Genomic DNA, 20579 nt, shown 5'->3' on the forward strand with positions numbered 1-20579 from the left:
CTAATAAGATGAATAAATATTTAAATTTTTCAACAATTATACTTTTAGTGTTGGTAAGCATCTTTGGTTGTCAAACAGATGATTCGACTTATGATGTAAACTGGCCAATCCCAACGATAACAAATGTAAGTAGCTATAATGATTTTTTATCAAGCACAATTACATTAACAGGTAATTTTACCAAAGTAAATAATATCACTTTTGGAGGCGTTCCAGGTGAGGATTTAGAAGTTGATAGCAATGGAACTTCGCTTAGCGTAAAAGTTCCAAGATCTATGCCTGTAGATGGCGGTGTTATTTTAGTAACTAATGAGTATTCACAAAGTTATGCAACAATAGAAAAGTTTGTTCCAATAATCCCTACTACTACGGTTGCAGAAGTTACCGATATACAGGTGGGGCTCACATTTACCGTTACAGGAGTAAATGTTGATTTATTAACAGAAGTAGCTGTTGATGGTGTTCCTGTTCCTGTTGTAGCTAAAACTACAGAATCCATAATATTATCCGTATCTGGATTAGACCTAAGAGCGGGTATGCTTGTTGATGTTTCGTTTACCAGTTTAGCTAAAAATGATATTCCTGTTGCTGAAAAAATTGAAGTAATCTATCCTTTTATTTCTTATAACGAAGTAGTTATCTGGGATTTTATGGATGGAACGCATCAGTACACAGGAGAAGGTACAGCATCTATTCAGAATGGTGACGTTTTAGGAGAAACAGCAAATTACTTTTCATTAAGAGCTCCTGGTTACGGATGGGATAAAACTACTGGCGAAATGATTTCTGATGATATTCCAGATATTAGCAAGCTTGTAAACCCATACATTACATTTGCCATTAGAACACCCGCTGGAAGTGCTGGCTACTTTCAATTAGAAGATCAAAATAGCCATTGGAGACATTTTGGTTACGGTTATGATACAGGAGGAGAATGGGTAATCATATCTTTACCACTTGAAGAAAGCTGGGAAGGTGGCGGAGATTTTAGTGCTGGGGCTTTTAAACCAAAATTAGGCTTTAAAGCTGGTAATGCTGGTGCTAATCAAGACGTTGATGTAGCTTTTGTAAAAATTACAGAAGGGCAGTATGACGGTAGTCAAGAAATAGGTGATGCATTAGTAGGTTCTACAAAACCAGCTAAACTAGTAGTAATGGATTTTGAAGACACCGAAAATTGGCCAAACATACTTAATGGTGGAAATCTTGTAGCATCTTTAGATTTGAGAAAAGATGAAATAGAACCGTTCTTTGGAAATGAGTTTTTTACTTACACAGATGATGGATCTCTTGGTGACTGGGGAGGTTACTGGGGACAAACAATTTCTAAAAGTATGGTAGATTCTCAACTTTCTGTTTTTGATGAGCCCTATTTATCCTTTGCATTAAATTGTATTGAGGGTAATGCGCAATATTTAATTGTAAGAATTTGGCAATATGACGAACAATTACAATTGATTCAAAAATTCTTCCCAGACTCAAACGGTAGTTGGGAGACTTTCCAATTTAGCTTATTTAACACAGACATGGAAAATTGGAGTGATGACAGCACACCACTAGGGGCGCATTACAAATCTTTAAAAAGATTAAATCGAGATGCACCTATAGATAGAGTAGAACTTATTGTTAGTAGAAATTCTGGAAATACTGTTGGCTTAAGTATTGATGACCTTGTTATTACTGAAGGCCCAAGGTACTAGTACAGAGTTTAAGTAGTTAGTTAGTTTAGTTTTTTTAGATAGGGCATTTATATAAATGCCCTATTCTAAAAAGTAACCAAAGAATCATTCCTTTTTTAATTACCGTTATGAAAATATTTATAAAAGTTTTATTAGTTGTTTTCCTAGTTTACTCTTGTTCAAAAGATGACGAAGCAGTCACGCTTAGTAATGAATCCAAATTAATTTCCTTTTCAATAAAAGAAATCTCAGAAAGCTTTAATATATCTAATAATAATATTGTTGAAACTATAATTTCTGAAGAACAAGATTTAACAAATCTAACAGCTATTTTTACTATTTCTCCTAATGCAAAAGCATATATAGGGAATGACCTACAAACATCTGGCTATTCTAGAAATAATTATTCTAATCCGGTAACTTTTGTTATTGAAGCCGAAGATGGAACTAAAACCAACTACACCATAATTGTGGACATAGAAGCAAACCTATTAACTTTCAGTGTCTTAGAGCTTCCTAGTATTCCATTTAACATAAATGACACAAATATTACCGCAACCGTACCATCAGGAACCGATTTAACTGAACTTACTGCAACGTTTTCTTTATCGGGTAACTCTGAATTATATATTGGTAGTACAAAACAGATTTCAGGTGAAACAAAAAATGATTTTAGTCAAGCTGTAACTTATGATTTAAAGAAAAACAATGAATTAGTTAAAGCATACACCGTAGCCATTGAAGAAGCTCCTAATACTAACCCAGTAGCAGAAGCAGGAGATGACAAAATAGCCATACTTGTTGGTTCAGCTACAACCGCAACTATAAATTTAGATGCTTCTAAATCATATGATGCCGAAGCTCCCCTAGCCTCTTATGAGTGGAAACTTGAAGGAAACACTATTAGTACAGAAACCCTAACAAGTGTTGAATTACCTTTAGGTATTCATGTTATAGAATTAACGGTAACAGATTCAAGTGGAACAATAGCCACAGATACTATAACTGTTGAAGTAAGAATGCAAGGCGTTTATATACCCATAGATTCAGAAGCTACTTTTGAGACAAAAAATTTGTATAATAAAATAGCTTCCTTAGCAAACAGTAGCGAATTTGCTTTTGGACAGGAGTTCCCAATGTCATTTCAATTAAATAATTTAAGAACAGATTTAAGTACATCTGATTGTAAAGATATTACTGGAGAACATCCAGGAGTTTATGGCATTGACCCGCATTACTTAATGTACAAAACTAGCGAACAAAAACAGCTACATATTGATGAGGCTAAATATGCTTATAACAATGGTTCAATCGTAACATTCGATTTTCATCAACAAAGTAGAAATGATCATAAAATTTATATCGATAATATTACCACTAGTACAGATAAAAGTTTAATGTACGATATTGTAAATAATCAAAATGGTTCACGTGAATGGTTTTATAGTGAATTAGATGAAGTTTTAGAAATAATAAATAACGATCTAGGGTTTCCCATAGTATTTAGATTATTCCATGAAATGGATGGAAATTGGTTCTGGTGGGGCTCAAGTGCAACAAATCATTCAACTCAATTATATATTGATTTTTACAGATTAGCTGCAGATTATATTAAAGAAAGAACGAATCTTGTGCTATTTGGATGGACACCTAATCAAAAATTAAACATAAATTACTATCCAGGTGATACTTATGTAGATGTTGTAGGTATAGATGTATATGATGGAGTAAGTGCTAACTTAAAAACCAATTTGATTGAATTAAGTGATTTTGCTTACAATCATGGTAAAGTGGCAATTTTATCAGAAACAGGAAAGCAAAATTATGTAAATAGCGATATCGATTTCTGGACAGGTAACATACTATCTGCTATTGAATCAGGGGGAAGTGATATTAGGATTGCTTGGGCATTAGCATGGTTTAATGCGCCATGGGATTCTAGTCAATCAAACCTGTTTATACCCAATACTAATAGTTCAGATGAAGTTAAAAATGATTTTATTTCATTTTATAATAGCCCGTTAACACTTTTCCAATCTGAAGTAAAAGCTCTGGATGTTTATAATTAGTATTAAACTTATCTGACTGTAGTTTTTAGAGGATTACGTTTCTCTTTCATCTCTTTAATTTTCTTTTTAGAAAGAAAGTATAGCGTAAATTCAACATAAATATTTAGGTATAACTATTAAATATTAGTAAGTTATCATTTAATGCCTAATTAAACCTTTCAGCAGTGCTAAAGAGTACAATGATTTTATCAATAAATGCTGTAAAGTTTAGATTCTAACGTTGAACTCACATCAATATAAATAGCATTTTAAGGTATTTGTAATTTGATTTTATAGAGAAAAAAAAGGTTTAGTGCCTAACTAAGAATTGTTAAATAAATATAATAATGTTAAAAAAAGTATCTTTAGTTGTTTTCGTATGTTTTCTAGTATTACTATCCTGCAATTCAAAACGAGAAAAAAACATGATTGTTCGAGAATTAAATACTAACTGGAGTTTTAATGAGGTTAATGGTAAGCTAGGAGGTAAAGCAACTATCCCTGGAACAATCCATACCGATTTGCTGGCCAACAATTTAATTGAAGATCCTTTTTATCGTGTTAACGAAAAAAAGCAACAATGGATTGACAAAAAAGATTGGGAGTACAATACCAGCTTTAATATTGATGAAGCTATTTTAAAGAAGCGAAATATTATTCTAGACTTTCAAGGTTTAGACACCTATGCAGATGTTTTCCTTAACGATAGTATAATTTTACAAGCAGATAATATGTTTAGATCTTGGGAGGTGAATGTAAAATCTATTGCAAAGTTGGGTGAAAACAAGCTTAGGGTTTTGCTACATTCACCAACAAAAAAAGGACTAGAGTTATTAAGTAAATCGCCATATCCGTACCCAGCAATAAATGATCAATCCGAAAATGGAGAAATGGGCGATGATAAAGTGTCCATATTCACAAGAAAAGCAGGCTATCATTATGGTTGGGATTGGGGACCAAGGTTAGTAACTTCTGGTATTTGGCGTCCGGTAGTTTTAAAAGCATGGAACCATACCATCATAGAAAATGTATTTGTAAAACAACCAAAAGTCACTAAAAAAGAAGCATTATTAACTTTTGATATCTCTGTAAATATTGACGAGGCATTTTCTGGGGAGCTGCGTATAATAAACTCAGAAACACAGGCAATATACCATTCTGCAGAAGTAAATTTTAAAGAAGGTAGCGATATAGCTTCGATGTCCTTTTCAATACAGAATCCTAAATTATGGTGGTCTAAAGGCTTAGGCGAACCAAACATGTACAATTTTACAGTTCAAGTTCTTGATAATAAAGGCAATGAGATTACAAAAAAGGAAATTGCAACAGGTATAAGAGATATAAAGTTAATAAGAGAAAAAGATGAGTTTGGTGAATCTTTTTTATTTAAAGTGAATGGTATTTCTACATTTATTAAAGGCGCAAACTATATACCCAACGATAATTTTTTACCCAGAGTTACTAAAAATGATTACGACAAAGTAATTAAAGATGCAGTAGATGCCAATATGAATATGCTACGAGTTTGGGGCGGCGGTATATATGAAAATGATTATTTCTATGAGTTGTGTGATAAAAATGGACTGCTAGTATGGCAAGATTTTATGTTTGCATGTTCTATGTATCCTGGAGACGATGCTTTTTTAGAAAACATAAAGCAAGAAGCTATAGATAATGTAATACGATTACGAAATCACCCAAGTATTGCGCTTTGGTGTGGAAATAATGAAATAAATGCAGCTTGGAGCCATTATAATGATGGTGGTTGGGGATGGAAAGAAGAATATACATATGAGCAGCGCGAAGAAATTCAAAAAGCCTATTTAGATATTTTTCATGAAGTACTACCTAATGTCGTTAAACAATATACTGATGGTGATGATTACTGGCCTTCTTCCCCACAAGCTGGTTTTGAACCTGAAAAGCATGCAGGTTATGAAAACCCATCTGGAGACATGCATTATTGGGGTGTTTGGCATGGGCAGCATCCTTTTGAAGATTTTGAAAAATATAAAGCGCGTTTTATGAGCGAATATGGTTTTCAATCATTCCCCAATATAGAAACCGTTAAAAAGTATGCCATTCCTGAAGATTACGATATTGAGAGTGAGGTTATGGCGTCTCATCAAAGAAGTGGCATTGGTAATCTTAGAATTAAGGAATATATGGGGTGGGATTACAAAGTTCCCGAAAATTTTGAGGTATTTCTATATATGAGTCAAGTACTGCAAGCCCGTGGAGTAAAAATGGCAATCGAGGCACATCGTAGAGCTATGCCCTATTGTATGGGAACTATGTATTGGCAAATAAACGATTGCTGGCCAGTAGCAAGTTGGAGTAGTACAGATTATTATCATAAATGGAAGGCTTTACATTATGCTGTAAAAAAAGTATACAAACCAATAATTTTAACTGTACACGAAGAAAATAAAGAATTAAAAATTCATGCCATTTCAGATGAATTGGTAGCTAATAAAGGAGAATTAAAGCTAACTGTTATAGATTTTAATGGTAATACATTATCAGAAAGTATTATTAACACCGTTATAAACCCTAACACCAGCACAAACCTTTTTAAAATTGATACTGCAAAATTTGTAAAAGGATTTAATACAAAATCAATAGTTTTAAAAGTAGCATTTATTAAAGAAGGGCTACAAATTGCCGATAATTTATATTATTTCGAAAAACCAAAAAATCTTGCCTTTGAAAACCCGACCATCTCAAAGGAAATTATAAAAGAAGAAGGGAAAACATATTTAAAACTTTCAACCGATAAGTTGATAAAAGATTTATACATTAATTTTAAAAACCACAGTGTATTTTTAGCTGATAATTATTTTGATATGATACCTAATAAAGATAAACTAGTAGAGCTAACTGGAGATGTAGATCATATTGATATCAATAACATGGATTTGCTTTACTTATCCAAGGCTGAATAAAATAATCTAAACACCCTTCATTATATTCTAAACTGATATCAAATATATAAACACAAATAGATTTTATATAGGGAAACACGAAATGAGCCTACAAGCTCTTAGTGTTTCCCTATCTTCACAAAACCATACGTGTATAAACCCTAAGTGATTTTAGCATAAAACATGCTATTCATATTTTTATTATTTACAGCATATTTTTTTTGAATAATAAAATAAATCGCGTCCATTCTTTTGCCTATCAATAAAAAAATGTATATTTAAGTACTTGTTTATCAAGACATCATGGATAGAATAGTTGATATTAAAGACCAACAAGACAAACTCAACACAAAGTATAAACTTTTAGTAGAGCAAGCTTATAATCTTAGACAGACAGACTCTGCTTTAAGTGATATTTCTGAATACAGAGCTATTAAACTACTCAATAAGCTTAATAGGCTAAAATATCTTTCCAGAGGACAAAATCAATCCGCGTAAATATTTAGCATTTCTTTAACCTTTTCTTTACATCTAAAAGACTCATTTACACGTACTTTATATATATAAAAAGAACGGAAATGAACACACAATTTTGTAGAGTTGGAAAAATAAAACCCAACCTAAGTAAATCAATTAGTTTAAAAGAATTGGAAAAAAGAATAGCAAATTTTGTAGATGATACTACTAAAGTGCATTATTCTGAAGATTTAAATGGAGCGTTTTAAAGTAAGTAAATGCTTTTGTTAATCTAGAGCCATACCAAGAAAACATCTCACCATCAACTAATATGAAGGTTGCATTGGAATAAATTTCTTGTAACTCTTTTTCATGCATATCTTTAAAAGGAAAAGGTTCTGAAGAAAGCATAACGATATCTACACTTTCATTTTTTTTAGAATCTGTTAACTCAATTTCTGGGTAGCGCTCTTTGTCTGAATATACATTTTGAAATTTATTTAATTGAAGTAAATAGTTTATAAATGTATGGTTTCCCGCTACCATCCATGGATTCTTCCATATAAAATAAGCAACTTTTAATGAAAACTTGTTTTTAGTAAACATATTAAAGCTATTTAATTCAGCTTTAATATTATAGATGATAGATGATGCGTTTTCTCTACAATTAAATATTTCTCCATACTGCTGAATTAAACCTAAACTGTCAGAGATATTATAAATATCAGAAACATGTACTGCACAAATTTGTTCGCATGCTTCAACAATGTCTTTAGTATTCTCCTCTTTATTACAAAGAATGATATCAGGCAGTAATCCCTTAATCTTATCTAAATGAATTTGTTTAGTCCCCCCAACTACTGCAACATTAGATTTAATATGATGTGGATGCACACAGAATTTGGTTATGCCTACTAGACTAGCTTCCAAACCCAAATCACATAATAATTCGGTTTGACTTGGCACTAATGAAATGATGCGTTTTGGAGTTTCTTTTAAATGAATACTTCTGTTGAGTTGATCTTGAATTTTAACAGGAGTCTTTTTCATTACGAGAAAAATTATTGATTTTACGTGACAATCTTTAAACTATTAACAGATTCCCACGTTATTTCATTCCTCAGAATGGTAGCTTAATTCATGCTTCATTTGCGCCTGTAGCTCCTCAGCTTTTAAAGCCGCCGCTTTTGTAAAATCAGTACCATTTGAAGCATAAAGAATACCTCTTGAAGAATTGATTAATAAACCTATATTCTCGCTCATGCCATACCTGCAAACGTCTTGTAAATTACCGCCTTGAGCTCCAACACCAGGAACAAGTAAAAAACTGTCTGGAATAATTTTTCTAATATCAGCTAAATACTCCGCTTTTGTAGCGCCAACTACGTACATTAAGTTTTCAGAATGCTTCCAAGATTTTGAAATCTCTAGAACGTGTTTATATACCTCTTTATTTTCAATGTTTTTAGTTTGAAAATCGAAAGCCCCTTGATTTGAAGTTAATGCTAAAAGAATAGTGTGCTTATTTTCAAAGGCTAAAAAAGGTTCTACTGAATCTTTTCCCATATATGGTGCTACAGTAACAGAATCAAACGCTAAATCTTCAAAAAAAGCTTTAGCATACATGGTACTTGTATTACCAATATCACCACGTTTTGCATCAGCAATGGTAAAAATATCTGGGTGATTTTCGTTTAAATAATTAATCGTTTTTTCCAGAGCTTGCCAGCCTTTTATACCATAAGCTTCGTAAAAAGCCGTATTGGGTTTGTATGCCACACATAAATGATGAGTAGCATCAATAATAGCCTTATTAAAAGCAAAAATGGGATCGTCTTCTTTTAAAAGATGCTCAGGAATTTTATTTAAATCAACATCCAATCCAATACATAGAAAGGATTTCTTTTTTTTGATTTGCTGTATTAGGTCGCTAGTTGTCAATTCTAATAATATTTGTCATTCCTGCGAAAGCAGGAATCTAATTTTACATTGATTTTTAATGAAATGGAGCCTGTCTTCAGAGGAATAACAGTCTATATCACATCATTACTAGCCTTTAACTTCTCTGTGTTTTCAGCTAGTTGCAATTCGTCTATAATTTTTTGAATATCTCCATTTACAATGTTCTGTAAATCATAAAGCGTTAAACCAATTCTATGATCAGTAACGCGTCCTTGTGGATAGTTATACGTTCTAATTTTTGCACTTCTATCACCACTAGTAACCATGGTACCACGTAAAGCGGCATCTTCTTCCATCTTTTTAGCTAACTCCAAATCATATAAACGAGAACGTAATACTTTAAAAGCTTTCTCTTTATTTTTGTGTTGCGATTTTTGGTCTTGACACTGGGCTACCAAACCTGTAGGCTCATGCGTTAAACGAACAGCTGAATAAGTTGTATTTACAGATTGCCCTCCAGGACCAGAAGAACAGAAAAAATCTATTCGTACATCTTTTGGATTAATTTCAACATCAAACTCTTCAGCTTCAGGAAATACCATTACCGTTGCAGCACTGGTATGTACACGACCTTGAGTTTCTGTTTGCGGTACACGTTGCACTCGATGTACACCAGCTTCAAACTTTAAAGTCCCATAAACGTCTTCTCCAGAAACTTCAAACTGAATTTCTTTAAAACCGCCGTTAGTACCTTCACTAAAATCTACCGTATCAACACGCCAGCCTTTGCTTTCACAATATTTAGTGTACATTCTAAATAAATCGCCTGCAAAAATACTCGCTTCATCACCACCAGTTCCTGCACGTAATTCCACAACTGCGTTTTTAGAATCTTCAGGATCCTTTGGTATTAAAAGAACTTTAATTTCTTCCTCTAGTTTTGGAATACCTTCTTTAGCTTCATCATATTGCATTTTAGCCATTTCTACCATTTCGGCATCACTACCATCCGCAATTATTTCTTCAGCTTCAGCTAAATTATTGGTGAGTTCAAGATAGACCTCACGCTTATCCATTAAAATTCTTAAATCTTTATATTCTCGATTAAGCTCAACATAACGCTTTTGATCTGTGATGATATCTGGCTGAATAATTAAATCACTTACCTCATCAAAACGTTGTTTTACTATTTGTAATTTCTCTAACATCTACCTTTTTTAATTGGTGACCAAAAATACGATAATTTATGAATTTTAAGGGCTTCCCTATAACCAGAATAAATGAAAATTAAAAATAATATGATGTATTTGACGTTAATAAAGTTACTATGCAACAGTTATCATCAATCTTTCTGTTTTATAAACCTTTCCTTATTTGGTCTTTTGGAGTAAATATTTTTTTATTGGTAATAGGTATTAATATTTTAAGCATTGCTTTTACAAAAATATTACTAACTCTTTTTTTATGGCACATTATTGAAGATACCAAAGAAAAGAAAATCCTGAAAATTCTAAAAAACAAAGGGTTTACTGCGTTTAAACTATTTTCTATTATTTACCTTATAGATATTTTTTTAAGCGTCCCTTTTCTACTAGTTCTGAATGAATTTATTTAACCTTTACAACTTATATTAAACCAAGTAGAGCCTAATCTATCAAGATTATCCACACTTAGAAGACCCGCAATCTTTACAAGTTAAACAACCTTCTTGATAAATTAAATTTTCTGATTTACAATTGCTACACGTCTGTCCTTTAGCTTTAGTACCATCGGCAACATAACGTTTTAAAGCTCTTACCACACCATTCTTCCAAGTATTGATTGAAGCACTATCTAGTTGCAGACTATTAATTAAATCTACTATTTTATCTATTGGCATACCATGCCTTAAAGTACCAGATATTAGTTTGGCATAATTCCAAAATTCAGGATTAAATTTATGAGATAATCCTTCGATAGTTGTTTTATAACCTCTGGTATTTTTATATTGAAAATCATACCGAGAACCTCCTTCTTCATTTCTATTTTTAATAATCAAACCATCATTAACCCAACGTGGTATTAAAATACCATCTTCATCATCAGCAAGTCCTGTAAATATTTCATAAGGCTTATCATCGACTAGCCCTACAAATGCAATCCATTTTTCTTTACTGTTTTGAAAACGCACAACATCGGCTTCTAAAACTTGAGGCCTTTTTTTAGGAAACACGGTTAAGATACGGTTAGAGTTATCCTTTTTTTCATCATCATTAGAAATTAAAACCCCAGAGCGCGAACCATCTCTATAAACGGTAACACCTTTACATCCTACTTCCCAAGCTTTTAAATATAATTCACCTACTAAATCTTCGCTGGCATCATTAGGTAAATTAATAGTAACACTTATAGAATGATCGACCCACTTTTGAATAGCTCCTTGCATACTTACCTTACTCATCCAATCAACATCATTTGATGTAGATCCGTAATAAGGTGATTTTTTTATAAGTACATCTAACTCTTCCTGTGTGAAGTTTTTAGAGGCGTCTATACCATTCACTTCCATCCATTGTTTAAACCTATGGTGGAATACCACATATTCTTCCCAAGAATCTCCAACGTCATCAACAAAATCAATACGTACATCTTTATCTCCTGGGTTTACCTTTCTTCTTCGCTTATAAACTGGCAAGAATACAGGTTCTATTCCCGACGTGGTTTGCGTCATTAAGCTAGTAGTTCCTGTTGGAGCAATGGTTAAAAGCGCAATATTACGTCTGCCATATTCTAACATTTCATAATACAACTTACTATCAGCTTCTTTTAATCTATTTATAAACGGATTTTCTTTCTCTCTATCCGCATCAAAGATGTTAAACGCTCCGCGTTCTTTTGCTAATTGTACAGACGCTCTATATGCTTCAATTGCAATGGTTTTATGAACTTCTAAGGAAAAAGCATTACCTGCTTCACTTCCATACTGAATTCCTAAAGCAGCTAACATATCGCCTTCTGCAGTAATTCCTATACCAGTTCTTCTGCCTTGTTCTGCCTTTCTTTTAATGTTAATCCACAAATTACGTTCAATCGCTTTTACTTCATCTAACTCAGGATCGGAATCTATTTTTTCAAGAATCACATCTATCTTCTCTAATTCTAAATCAATAATATCATCCATTATTCTTTGCGCGTAAGACACATGCTTTTTGAATAATTCAAAATTGAAAGATGCGTTATCTGCAAACGGGTTTTCTACATAAGAAAACAGATTAATGGCTAGCAAACGACATGAATCATAAGGACATAATGGAATCTCTCCACAAGGGTTTGTAGATACTGTTTTATAACCTAAATCTGCATAACAATCTGGCACAGATTCATTAATAATAGTATCCCAAAACAGAATTCCAGGTTCGGCAGATTTCCAAGCATTATGCACTATTTTTTTCCAAAGTGCATTCGCATCGATAGGTTTTGAAACTTTAGGGTTAGCACTATATATGGGGTATTTTTGAATGTAACTGTTTTCGTTTTTAACAGCTTTCATAAAATCATCATCTATTCTAACCGACACATTAGCTCCAGTAACTTTTCCTTGCTCAAGTTTTGCATTTATAAAGTCTTCAGAATCTGGATGATTAATTGAAACCGAAAGCATCAATGCTCCTCTACGTCCATCTTGTGCTACTTCTCGGGTAGAATTGGAATAGCGCTCCATAAACGGTACAATTCCAGTTGATGTTAGTGCAGAATTTTTAACCGCAGACCCTTTTGGACGTATATGTGACAAATCATGCCCTACACCTCCACGACGCTTCATGAGTTGTACTTGCTCTTGATCGATTTTCATAATTCCTCCGTAAGAATCAGAGTTTTCAGAATTACCAATTACAAAACAATTAGAGAGTGATGCAATTTGGAATGGATTGCCAATACCAGCCATAGGACTACCTTGCGGAACAATATACTTGAACTCTTTAATTAAATTGTATACCTCTTCCTCGGTTAGTTTATTAGCATATTTAGTTTCAACTCTCGCTATTTCTTTTGAAATTCGGCGGTGCATATCGTCTGGAGTAAGTTCGTAAAGATTACCGTCAGAATCTTTTAAAGTATATTTATTGAGCCAGACCCGAGCAGCTAAATCGTCGTTTTTGAAGTATTTTAATGAAGCTTCAAATGCTTCTTCATGAGTGAAAGTTTTGGTGAATGATTGGGCAAGTTCGAGATTCATTATTATCTAATAGTTTTAAGTTAGTGATAGTTTAAATTTTGAAAAACATAAAGAAACTAAAACACAACAACTTAAAACATGACAAAAATCATAAACCCCTCCAGCAAAACCAATTAAACTATTGATTATAAGTATTTTATATTTTTATCAACAATAAAAAGTTAACAAATTTCAGAAAGAAAAATTACGGCACATTATTCAAGATAAAGAATTTAAAAATCCATTGCAACCCCAACACCCAGAAACTGCTTCCACTGCACTTTGGCTCCAGCTTCATCAAACTCGCCTTCAATTTCTGTTGGAACTTGGATTTTTACATCATCATCATAACGCAGATGGGAACCTAAAGTAGCTCTTACAAAGCTATTGACTTTAAAATCGAAATCGATGCGCCAATCCAGATCAATATTGCCAAAATTATTTATATAATCGGAATACAAACTCACTTGATGCTTTAAACCAATATTTTCAACAATTTCCATTTCGTAGCTGTTTGTCATCAAAATACCAACTTCACGACGAACGCGTTCACCTTTTTTAATGATATTTCCAAGAGCATCAAAAGTAGCTGGTGTAACACCAAATGCTCCAGCATTAGCAAGGTCTTCGTCTAGAACAAACGTTGCCTTTAATGTTAAAGGTGAAAAATAAAAAGACAATTCATCTATTTGTTTTCCGTACTCCATTCCTCCTCCAAAAAAAACGTACCCAGGAGCCAATAATCTAGAAATAGGATTCTCTTTATTTGGATAATTATATCCATTTGTTAGCTGGGTTCTAAAGTTTAACCTTGCAGAATAAAACCAATTAGATAAACTATCTGGTTTGTAGCCCATATTAGAATTTATCTCGATTAAATCATCTGTTTTTCTGAGTTCTCTGGCTTCTTGCTTGTTTACGCCATAGCGAACCTCTACATTATTCTTCCAATTAAAATACTTGTCTTTATAATTGAGGTTAGATTTTATTCCTAATAATCCAGAAATTGAATTTGTACCACCAGAATTCCAGTTTACAAAAGCTACCTCACTCAAATCTAAAGAAGCTCTGTTTTGTTGCGTCCATTGAGGGCCTGTGTATTTTTGTGTTTTCTCTTGTATGAAGAGTGAATCTGGTTGTCCAAAACCTAAATTAAAGAATAAACAAATAAGGATTACTTGAATATGTTTCATGGTTGTGTTAGGTTATTTTTAATTTTACTTATCAAAAACTGTTCCATTTAAGACATTTGCTTTTATATTCTCTCCATCAAAAAGAATATCAATTTTAAACTATACCTCAAGACTGAACTTTGATAATTTTTTTTAAATTAATAACTAAACTCTCCGTACTCCGATTTTATTGTTAGCTTTTTAGTTTCTGAAGCTTCCACCCTACCAATAATTTTAGCATCCACATTGAAAGATTTGGAAATTGATATTATGTCGGCTGCTACTTCTTTAGAAACATAAAGTTCCATTCTATGACCACAATTAAAAACTTGATACATTTCTTTCCAGTCCGTTTTTGATTGCTCCTGAATTAGTTTGAACAACGGAGGTATAGGAAACATATTATCTTTTATAATATGAAATTTATCTACAAAATGAAGAATTTTAGTTTGAGCTCCACCTGAACAATGTACCATACCATGGATACTATCGCTGTTGTATTGAGATAAAATTGCTTTTATAATTGGTGCATAGGTTCGTGTTGGCGACAAAACCAATTTACCAGCGTCGATAGGTGCATTTTTAACAGCATCAGTTAATTTAACGCCTCCTGAATACACCAATTCTTCAGGAACCGAAGGATCGAAACTTTCTGGGTAATTTTCGGCAAGATATTTACTAAACACATCATGTCGTGCAGAGGTTAATCCGTTACTGCCCATACCGCCGTTATATTCCTTCTCATAAGTTGCTTGACCAAAACTCTCTAGCCCAACTATAACATCTCCTGCTTTTATATTTGCATTGTCTATTACATCACTACGCTTCAGCCTTGCTGTTACAGTAGAATCTACAATAATAGTTCGCACTAAATCACCAACATCGGCAGTTTCGCCTCCTGTAGAATGAATTGTTACACCAAAGGATTTTAAATCTTCTAGTAACTCTTCTGTTCCGTTAATGATTGCTGAAAGTACTTCGCCTGGAATTAGGTTTTTATTCCTACCTATTGTAGAAGACAACATAATATTATCTGTAGCGCCAACACATAATAAATCGTCTATATTCATTATTAAGGCATCTTGTGCAATTCCTTTCCAAACAGAAATATCTCCCGTTTCTTTCCAGTACATATATGCCAAAGATGATTTTGTTCCAGCACCATCTGCATGCATGATTAAACAATAATTGTCATCATTTGTTAAATAATCAGGAACAATTTTGCAAAATGCTTTTGGGAATAATCCTTTATCAATATTTTTTATTGCGTTGTGGACATCTTCTTTCGAGGCCGAAACACCACGTTGCGCATAACGTTTAGAAACTTCTTGACTCATATGGTTGTATTGAGCTGCAAATTTACTTTTTTGAATCAAAAAACCCTTATTTTAATGCAGGAATTAAGAAACTTTAAACACTATCGTGTAAAAAGCATCTCTCTATACTTCGTTAATGGCCAAATTTCGTCATCAACTAAAAGTTCTAGCTTGTCGCAATGATAGCGAATTTCATCAAACATAGGCTTTACTTTAAAAGAATAATTAAGGGCTTTCTTTTCTAAATCACTCATAGAATTAGATTTTTTACGCTCGTCAATCATCTTTGTTACTTTCGCATTAATAGCTTCAATGTGATTTGAAATTTCTTCTATTAAATTAATTTGTTCTTTAGATACGGCATTATATTTTTCTTCGAAAATCTCTTTTAGTCCTCTTACATTTTCAATTAAAATGTTCTGATACCTTACTGCAGTTGGCACAATATGATTGCGTGCAATATCACCCAATACGCGGCTTTCAATTTGAATATGCTTAATATAGGATTCCATTTCAATTTCATAACGTGCTTCAGTTTCTACTTTACTCATAACTCCCATTTCTTGAAAGAGCGATATTGACTGTTTAGAGACTCTAGCTTTTAAAGCTTCTGGAGTCGTTTTGTTATTACTTAATCCTCTTTTCTTAGCCTCTTTTTCCCAATCTTCACCATAACCATTACCCTCAAACAAAATATCTTTACAAGACTTTATGTATTCTCGAAGTACATTAAAAATAGCCTCATCCTTTTTAAGACCTTTTTCATCGATTAATGTGTCAACTTCAACTTTAAAATCTTTCAATTGTTTTGCTACAATAGTATTTAAAACAGTCATTGGGCTGCCGCAATTAGCTGTTGAACCAACAGCTCTAAATTCAAATTTATTTCCTGTAAATGCAAAGGGAGATGTTCTGTTTCTATCTGTATTATCTAATAAAACATCTGGAATTTTACCTACTACATTAAGTTTTAATTCTGTTTTTTCTTCGGGTGATAATTTACCTTTTGTTACACCCTCTAATTCTTCTAAAACTTTGGTTAATTGGTTACCAATAAAAATAGACATTATTGCTGGTGGGGCTTCATTAGCTCCTAATCGATGATCATTACTTGCCGAAGCTATAGTTGCTCGTAATAATGCTTCATACTCACGAACTCCCTTAATTGTATTTATAAAAAAAGTGAGGAATTGCAAATTACTCATTGGGGTTTTTCCTGGACCTAATAAATTCACTCCAGTATCTGTTGTAAGCGACCAATTATTATGTTTCCCAGAACCATTAACTCCTGCAAATGGCTTTTCGTGTAAGAGCACTTTAAAATTATGACGTGATGCTACACGTCCCATAACATCCATTAATAAGGAATTATGATCTACGGCTAAATTTGCTTCTTCATATATTGGTGCCAATTCAAATTGATTTGGAGCCACCTCATTATGCCTTGTCTTAACTGGAATACCTAAAACAATACATTCGTTTTCTAATTCGCGCATAAAATTTAAAGCTCTACTAGGGATAGAACCAAAATAATGATCGTCTAATTGCTGACCCTTAGCAGATGAATGCCCTAATAGAGTTCTACCTGTTAAGGTGATATCTGGACGGCTTGCAGCCATCATTTTATCAATTAAAAAATATTCCTGTTCCCACCCTAATGATGATGTTACCTTCTTTACATTTTTATCAAAATATTTACAAATAGCTGTGGCTGTATTATCTACCGCATGTAAAGCTCTTAACAGCGGTGTTTTATAATCTAATGCCTCTCCCGTATATGCAACAAATATGGTAGGAATACATAAGGTAGTTTCGTAGATAAAAGCTGGCGATGAAGGATCCCACGCAGTATACCCTCTAGCTTCGAAGGTGTTTCGAATTCCGCCACTAGGAAAACTTGAGGCATCTGGTTCTTGTTGTACTAGTTGTCCGCCATCAAATTTTTCAATAGCCAAACCATCTCCAATTGTTTCAAAGAAGGCATCATGCTTTTCTGCAGTTGAACCAGTTAAAGGTTGAAACCAATGCGTGTAATGTGTTACACCTTTCGATAGTGCCCAATCTCGCATTGATGAAGCTACTTGATCTGCTATTTTTCTATCTATTTTTTTCCCGTGTTGAATCGCATTTATAACCCCATCAAAAGCATCCTTTGTTAAATATTGACGCATTTTCTGTTCGTTAAAGACATTTTTACCGAATAAATCGGAACGTCTTTCCTTTTCTTCAAAAAAAATTGGCTTAGATGCTAAAGATTCTTTTATCGCATGAAATCTTAATGTAGGCATTGTCTTAATAAATTGATTTAATTTAGTTTACAAAAATAACTATCTACTATAAATATAAAGTAAAACAGAAATATCTTGTTAACAATTTTTCAGTAATTATATAAAATAATATACTTTTTCTAAAATATACCTTAAAAAAATGGGGTTTAAATAAAAATAAGTTAGGTTTTTATTAAAACACCCCCTAAAATTTATAGTATCTTTTTAATGGTATATATTTGTGTGATTACTTTTAATATTTCAATTATAATATATTCATTATGGCAAAAATTAAATTAGAATACCTTTGGTTAGATGGGTATTATCCAACTCAAAACTTAAGAAGCAAAACTAAGGTAGAAGAGCATGAAAACTTTCAAGGTACTTTAGAAGAATTAGGAATGTGGTCTTTTGATGGATCTTCAACAAGACAAGCTGAAGGTGGGTCTTCTGACTGTTTATTAAAACCTGTAGCTATTTATCCAGATCCAGACAGAATCAACGGATATTTAGTTATGACTGAAGTTTTAAATGCAGATGGAACACCGCATACATCTAACGGTAGAGCTACTATTGATGATGATGATAATGATTTCTGGTTTGGTTTCGAGCAAGAGTATTTTATAATGGATACAAAAACAGGATTACCTTTAGGTTTCCCTGTTGGAGGTTATCCTGCACCACAAGGTATGTACTACTGTTCTGTAGGTGGTAAAAACACACACGGTAGAGATTTAGTTGAAGAGCATGCAGATTTATGTATTGATGCAGGTTTAAACTTTGAAGGAATTAACCAAGAGGTTGCTTCTGGACAATGGGAATTCCAATTATTCGCAAAAGGCGCTAAAAAAGCTGGAGACGAAATATGGATTGCTAGATATTTACTAGATCGTTTAACAGAAAAGTATGGTTACTACATTGAGTACCATCCAAAACCTCTTGGAAAAGACATGGATTGGAATGGTTCTGGTATGCACGCCAATTTCTCTAACACAACACTAAGAACTTGTGGTTCTGAAGAAATTTACGGAAAAATCTGTGAAGCTTTTCGCGATGTTGTAGATGAGCATATTGCTGTTTATGGTGAGTTTAACGACCAACGTTTAACTGGATTACACGAAACTGCAGCTATTACAGATTTCTCTTGGGGAGTTTCAGATAGAGGTGCATCAATCCGTATTCCAATTATTGCTGTAGAGAAAGGATGGAAAGGTTGGTTAGAAGATAGAAGACCAGCTTCTAATGGAGATCCATACAAAATTGCAGGAAGAATTATAAAAACGGTTAAATCAGCTAAAATATAACTTAGCCTATATAAGTTTTGTTCATAAAAAAGCGCTTACATTTAAAATGTAAGCGCTTTTTAGTTTCTAACAGTTTCTATTTACTTACCTGAAGTAAAAACCATAAACATAAATACGCCATATGCAAAAACTAAGAAAAACCCTTTTGCTCTACTAATTTGTAATTTTTTGGGAATAAAAATAATTGGTATTAGAATCGCTGCAAATCCAAGCATCCAAAAAATGTCATTAGAAAGTATTTGTAATTCTGTAACTGGTATGGGTTTTATTATAGCTGTTAAACCCAAAACAGAACCTATATTAAATATATTAGAACCAATTAAGTTTCCTAATGAAATAGCTTTTTCTTGTTTTGCTGCAGCAATAACTGAAGCTGCAAGTTCTGGCACACTCGTTCCTACTGCAATTAAAGAAACTCCTATTACAGCTTCGCTAACACCTATTGAACGCGCAATTTCTTTAGATCCTGTTACTAACCATTCACTGCCAAAATAAAGTGCTAAAGCACCAATTACTAGCCATAATATTATTTTGAAGTTTGAAACTACCGATAAAGCTTCATCGACCTCCTCAACAACCATATCTTTTCTTGAGTTTCTTATTAAAAAAATTAAAAAAAGAATGAGTGCTAAAAATAAAATACCTCCCTCTATTGCTGTCAATAGGTAGTCATTAATTAAAAAATAATACAGTATTATAGAAAAAATCATCATGACTGGCCAATTCACTTTGTAAAATGATTTATCTACAGCAATTACTCCAACCATAGCAGTAATACCAAGTACTAGACCAATATTCGCAATATTAGACCCGATAACATTATTAATGGCAATTGCTGGAGAACCAGATAATGCTGCTTGTAAACTAACAAGTAATTCTGGTGCAGAGGTTGCAAATGACACAACCGTCATGCCTATAACCATTTTTGAAATATTAAACTTAAAAGATAATGCCACCGAAGAGCGCACTAAAAACTCACCTCCTACTACTAACAGTATAAATCCAAGAATTACCAATAGCAAATTCATAAAATATTTTTTTGCGAAGATAAATGAAAGTAAAAAGTCAAATGTGAAAAGTGATTTTTTTTTTTAAAACTTAAAATTTAGTTAAATAACTATCTATTTAGTTGTATAACTATAAAAATAGTTATAGGTTTGTAATGCGTTAGGGATTGAAGTGAAAAGCCCACAGCGAACAGATTTTTATCTGGAAGCGAGGACTTGTAGCGTAAAGCCCGACCCTTGTGGTAACGCCCAAATATTTTTAACTAAAACTAAAAAGATTTCCTTATTCGGGGAGCTAAAAAAAATACG

14 protein-coding genes are annotated in these 20579 nt (G+C 32.9%); 6 read left to right on the top strand and 8 right to left on the bottom strand.

What is annotated here, in order from left to right; translation table 11 throughout:
- Positions 1 to 8: 8 nt before the first annotated feature.
- The 5 genes from Q0739_RS12585 (at position 9) to Q0739_RS12605 (ending at position 7376) form a co-directional block, all read left to right on the top strand.
- Complete coding sequence (locus Q0739_RS12585) at positions 9 to 1700, top strand: hypothetical protein (RefSeq protein WP_298239094.1); 1692 nt, start codon at positions 9 to 11, stop codon at positions 1698 to 1700.
- Between the two features lie 107 nt (positions 1701 to 1807).
- The gene (locus Q0739_RS12590; protein WP_298239095.1) at positions 1808 to 3748 is read left to right on the top strand and encodes a glycosyl hydrolase; all 1941 of its coding nucleotides are present in this window, start codon (positions 1808 to 1810) and stop codon (positions 3746 to 3748) included.
- A 326-nt stretch (positions 3749 to 4074) separates the two neighbouring features.
- Positions 4075 to 6672, top strand: coding sequence for a glycoside hydrolase family 2 protein (locus Q0739_RS12595; RefSeq protein ID WP_298239096.1), 2598 nt, complete (start codon positions 4075 to 4077; stop codon positions 6670 to 6672).
- Positions 6673 to 6954: 282 nt separating this feature from the next.
- Complete coding sequence (locus Q0739_RS12600) at positions 6955 to 7149, top strand: Lacal_2735 family protein (RefSeq protein WP_298239097.1); 195 nt, start codon at positions 6955 to 6957, stop codon at positions 7147 to 7149.
- Positions 7150 to 7229: 80 nt separating this feature from the next.
- A complete protein-coding gene (locus tag Q0739_RS12605; protein ID WP_298239098.1) occupies positions 7230 to 7376 on the top strand; it encodes a hypothetical protein in 147 nt (48 codons plus the stop codon).
- Here the strand turns inward: Q0739_RS12605 and Q0739_RS12610 are convergent.
- The 7 genes from Q0739_RS12610 to Q0739_RS12640 all read right to left on the bottom strand — a co-directional run bounded on the left by Q0739_RS12610 (position 7336) and on the right by Q0739_RS12640 (position 17980).
- Positions 7336 to 8157, bottom strand: a complete 822-nt coding sequence (locus Q0739_RS12610) for a helical backbone metal receptor (RefSeq protein ID WP_298239099.1) — start codon at positions 8155 to 8157, stop codon at positions 7336 to 7338. The genes Q0739_RS12605 and Q0739_RS12610 overlap by 41 nt on opposite strands.
- A gap of 63 nt (positions 8158 to 8220) precedes the next feature.
- On the bottom strand, positions 8221 to 9048 hold the full coding sequence (pyrF, locus tag Q0739_RS12615) for an orotidine-5'-phosphate decarboxylase (protein ID WP_298239100.1): 828 nt from the start codon (positions 9046 to 9048) through the stop codon (positions 8221 to 8223).
- Positions 9049 to 9140: 92 nt separating this feature from the next.
- A complete protein-coding gene (gene prfA / locus Q0739_RS12620; RefSeq protein WP_298239101.1) occupies positions 9141 to 10217 on the bottom strand; it encodes a peptide chain release factor 1 in 1077 nt (358 codons plus the stop codon).
- A 452-nt stretch (positions 10218 to 10669) separates the two neighbouring features.
- Positions 10670 to 13225, bottom strand: a complete 2556-nt coding sequence (locus Q0739_RS12625) for an adenosylcobalamin-dependent ribonucleoside-diphosphate reductase (protein ID WP_298239102.1) — start codon at positions 13223 to 13225, stop codon at positions 10670 to 10672.
- 212 nt (positions 13226 to 13437) lie between these two features.
- Entirely contained in the window at positions 13438 to 14397 is a 960-nt protein-coding gene (locus tag Q0739_RS12630; RefSeq protein WP_298239103.1) for a DUF3078 domain-containing protein, read from the bottom strand.
- Between the two features lie 137 nt (positions 14398 to 14534).
- Positions 14535 to 15713 (bottom strand): AIR synthase related protein, encoded by a 1179-nt coding sequence (locus tag Q0739_RS12635; protein ID WP_298239170.1) that lies wholly within the window; start codon positions 15711 to 15713, stop codon positions 14535 to 14537.
- An 80-nt stretch (positions 15714 to 15793) separates the two neighbouring features.
- The gene (locus Q0739_RS12640) at positions 15794 to 17980 is read right to left on the bottom strand and encodes a glutamine synthetase III (RefSeq protein ID WP_298239104.1); all 2187 of its coding nucleotides are present in this window, start codon (positions 17978 to 17980) and stop codon (positions 15794 to 15796) included.
- A gap of 260 nt (positions 17981 to 18240) precedes the next feature.
- Between Q0739_RS12640 and Q0739_RS12645 the strand changes: the two genes are divergently transcribed.
- Positions 18241 to 19263 (top strand): glutamine synthetase beta-grasp domain-containing protein, encoded by a 1023-nt coding sequence (locus Q0739_RS12645; RefSeq protein ID WP_298239105.1) that lies wholly within the window; start codon positions 18241 to 18243, stop codon positions 19261 to 19263.
- 80 nt (positions 19264 to 19343) lie between these two features.
- Here Q0739_RS12645 and Q0739_RS12650 read toward each other — a convergent pair whose 3' ends face one another.
- Positions 19344 to 20291, bottom strand: a complete 948-nt coding sequence (locus Q0739_RS12650) for a calcium/sodium antiporter (RefSeq protein ID WP_298239106.1) — start codon at positions 20289 to 20291, stop codon at positions 19344 to 19346.
- Between the last annotated feature and the right edge of the window lie 288 nt (positions 20292 to 20579).

It is taken from the genome of uncultured Algibacter sp. (assembly GCF_947487605.1).
Lineage (GTDB): Bacteria > Bacteroidota > Bacteroidia > Flavobacteriales > Flavobacteriaceae > Algibacter_D.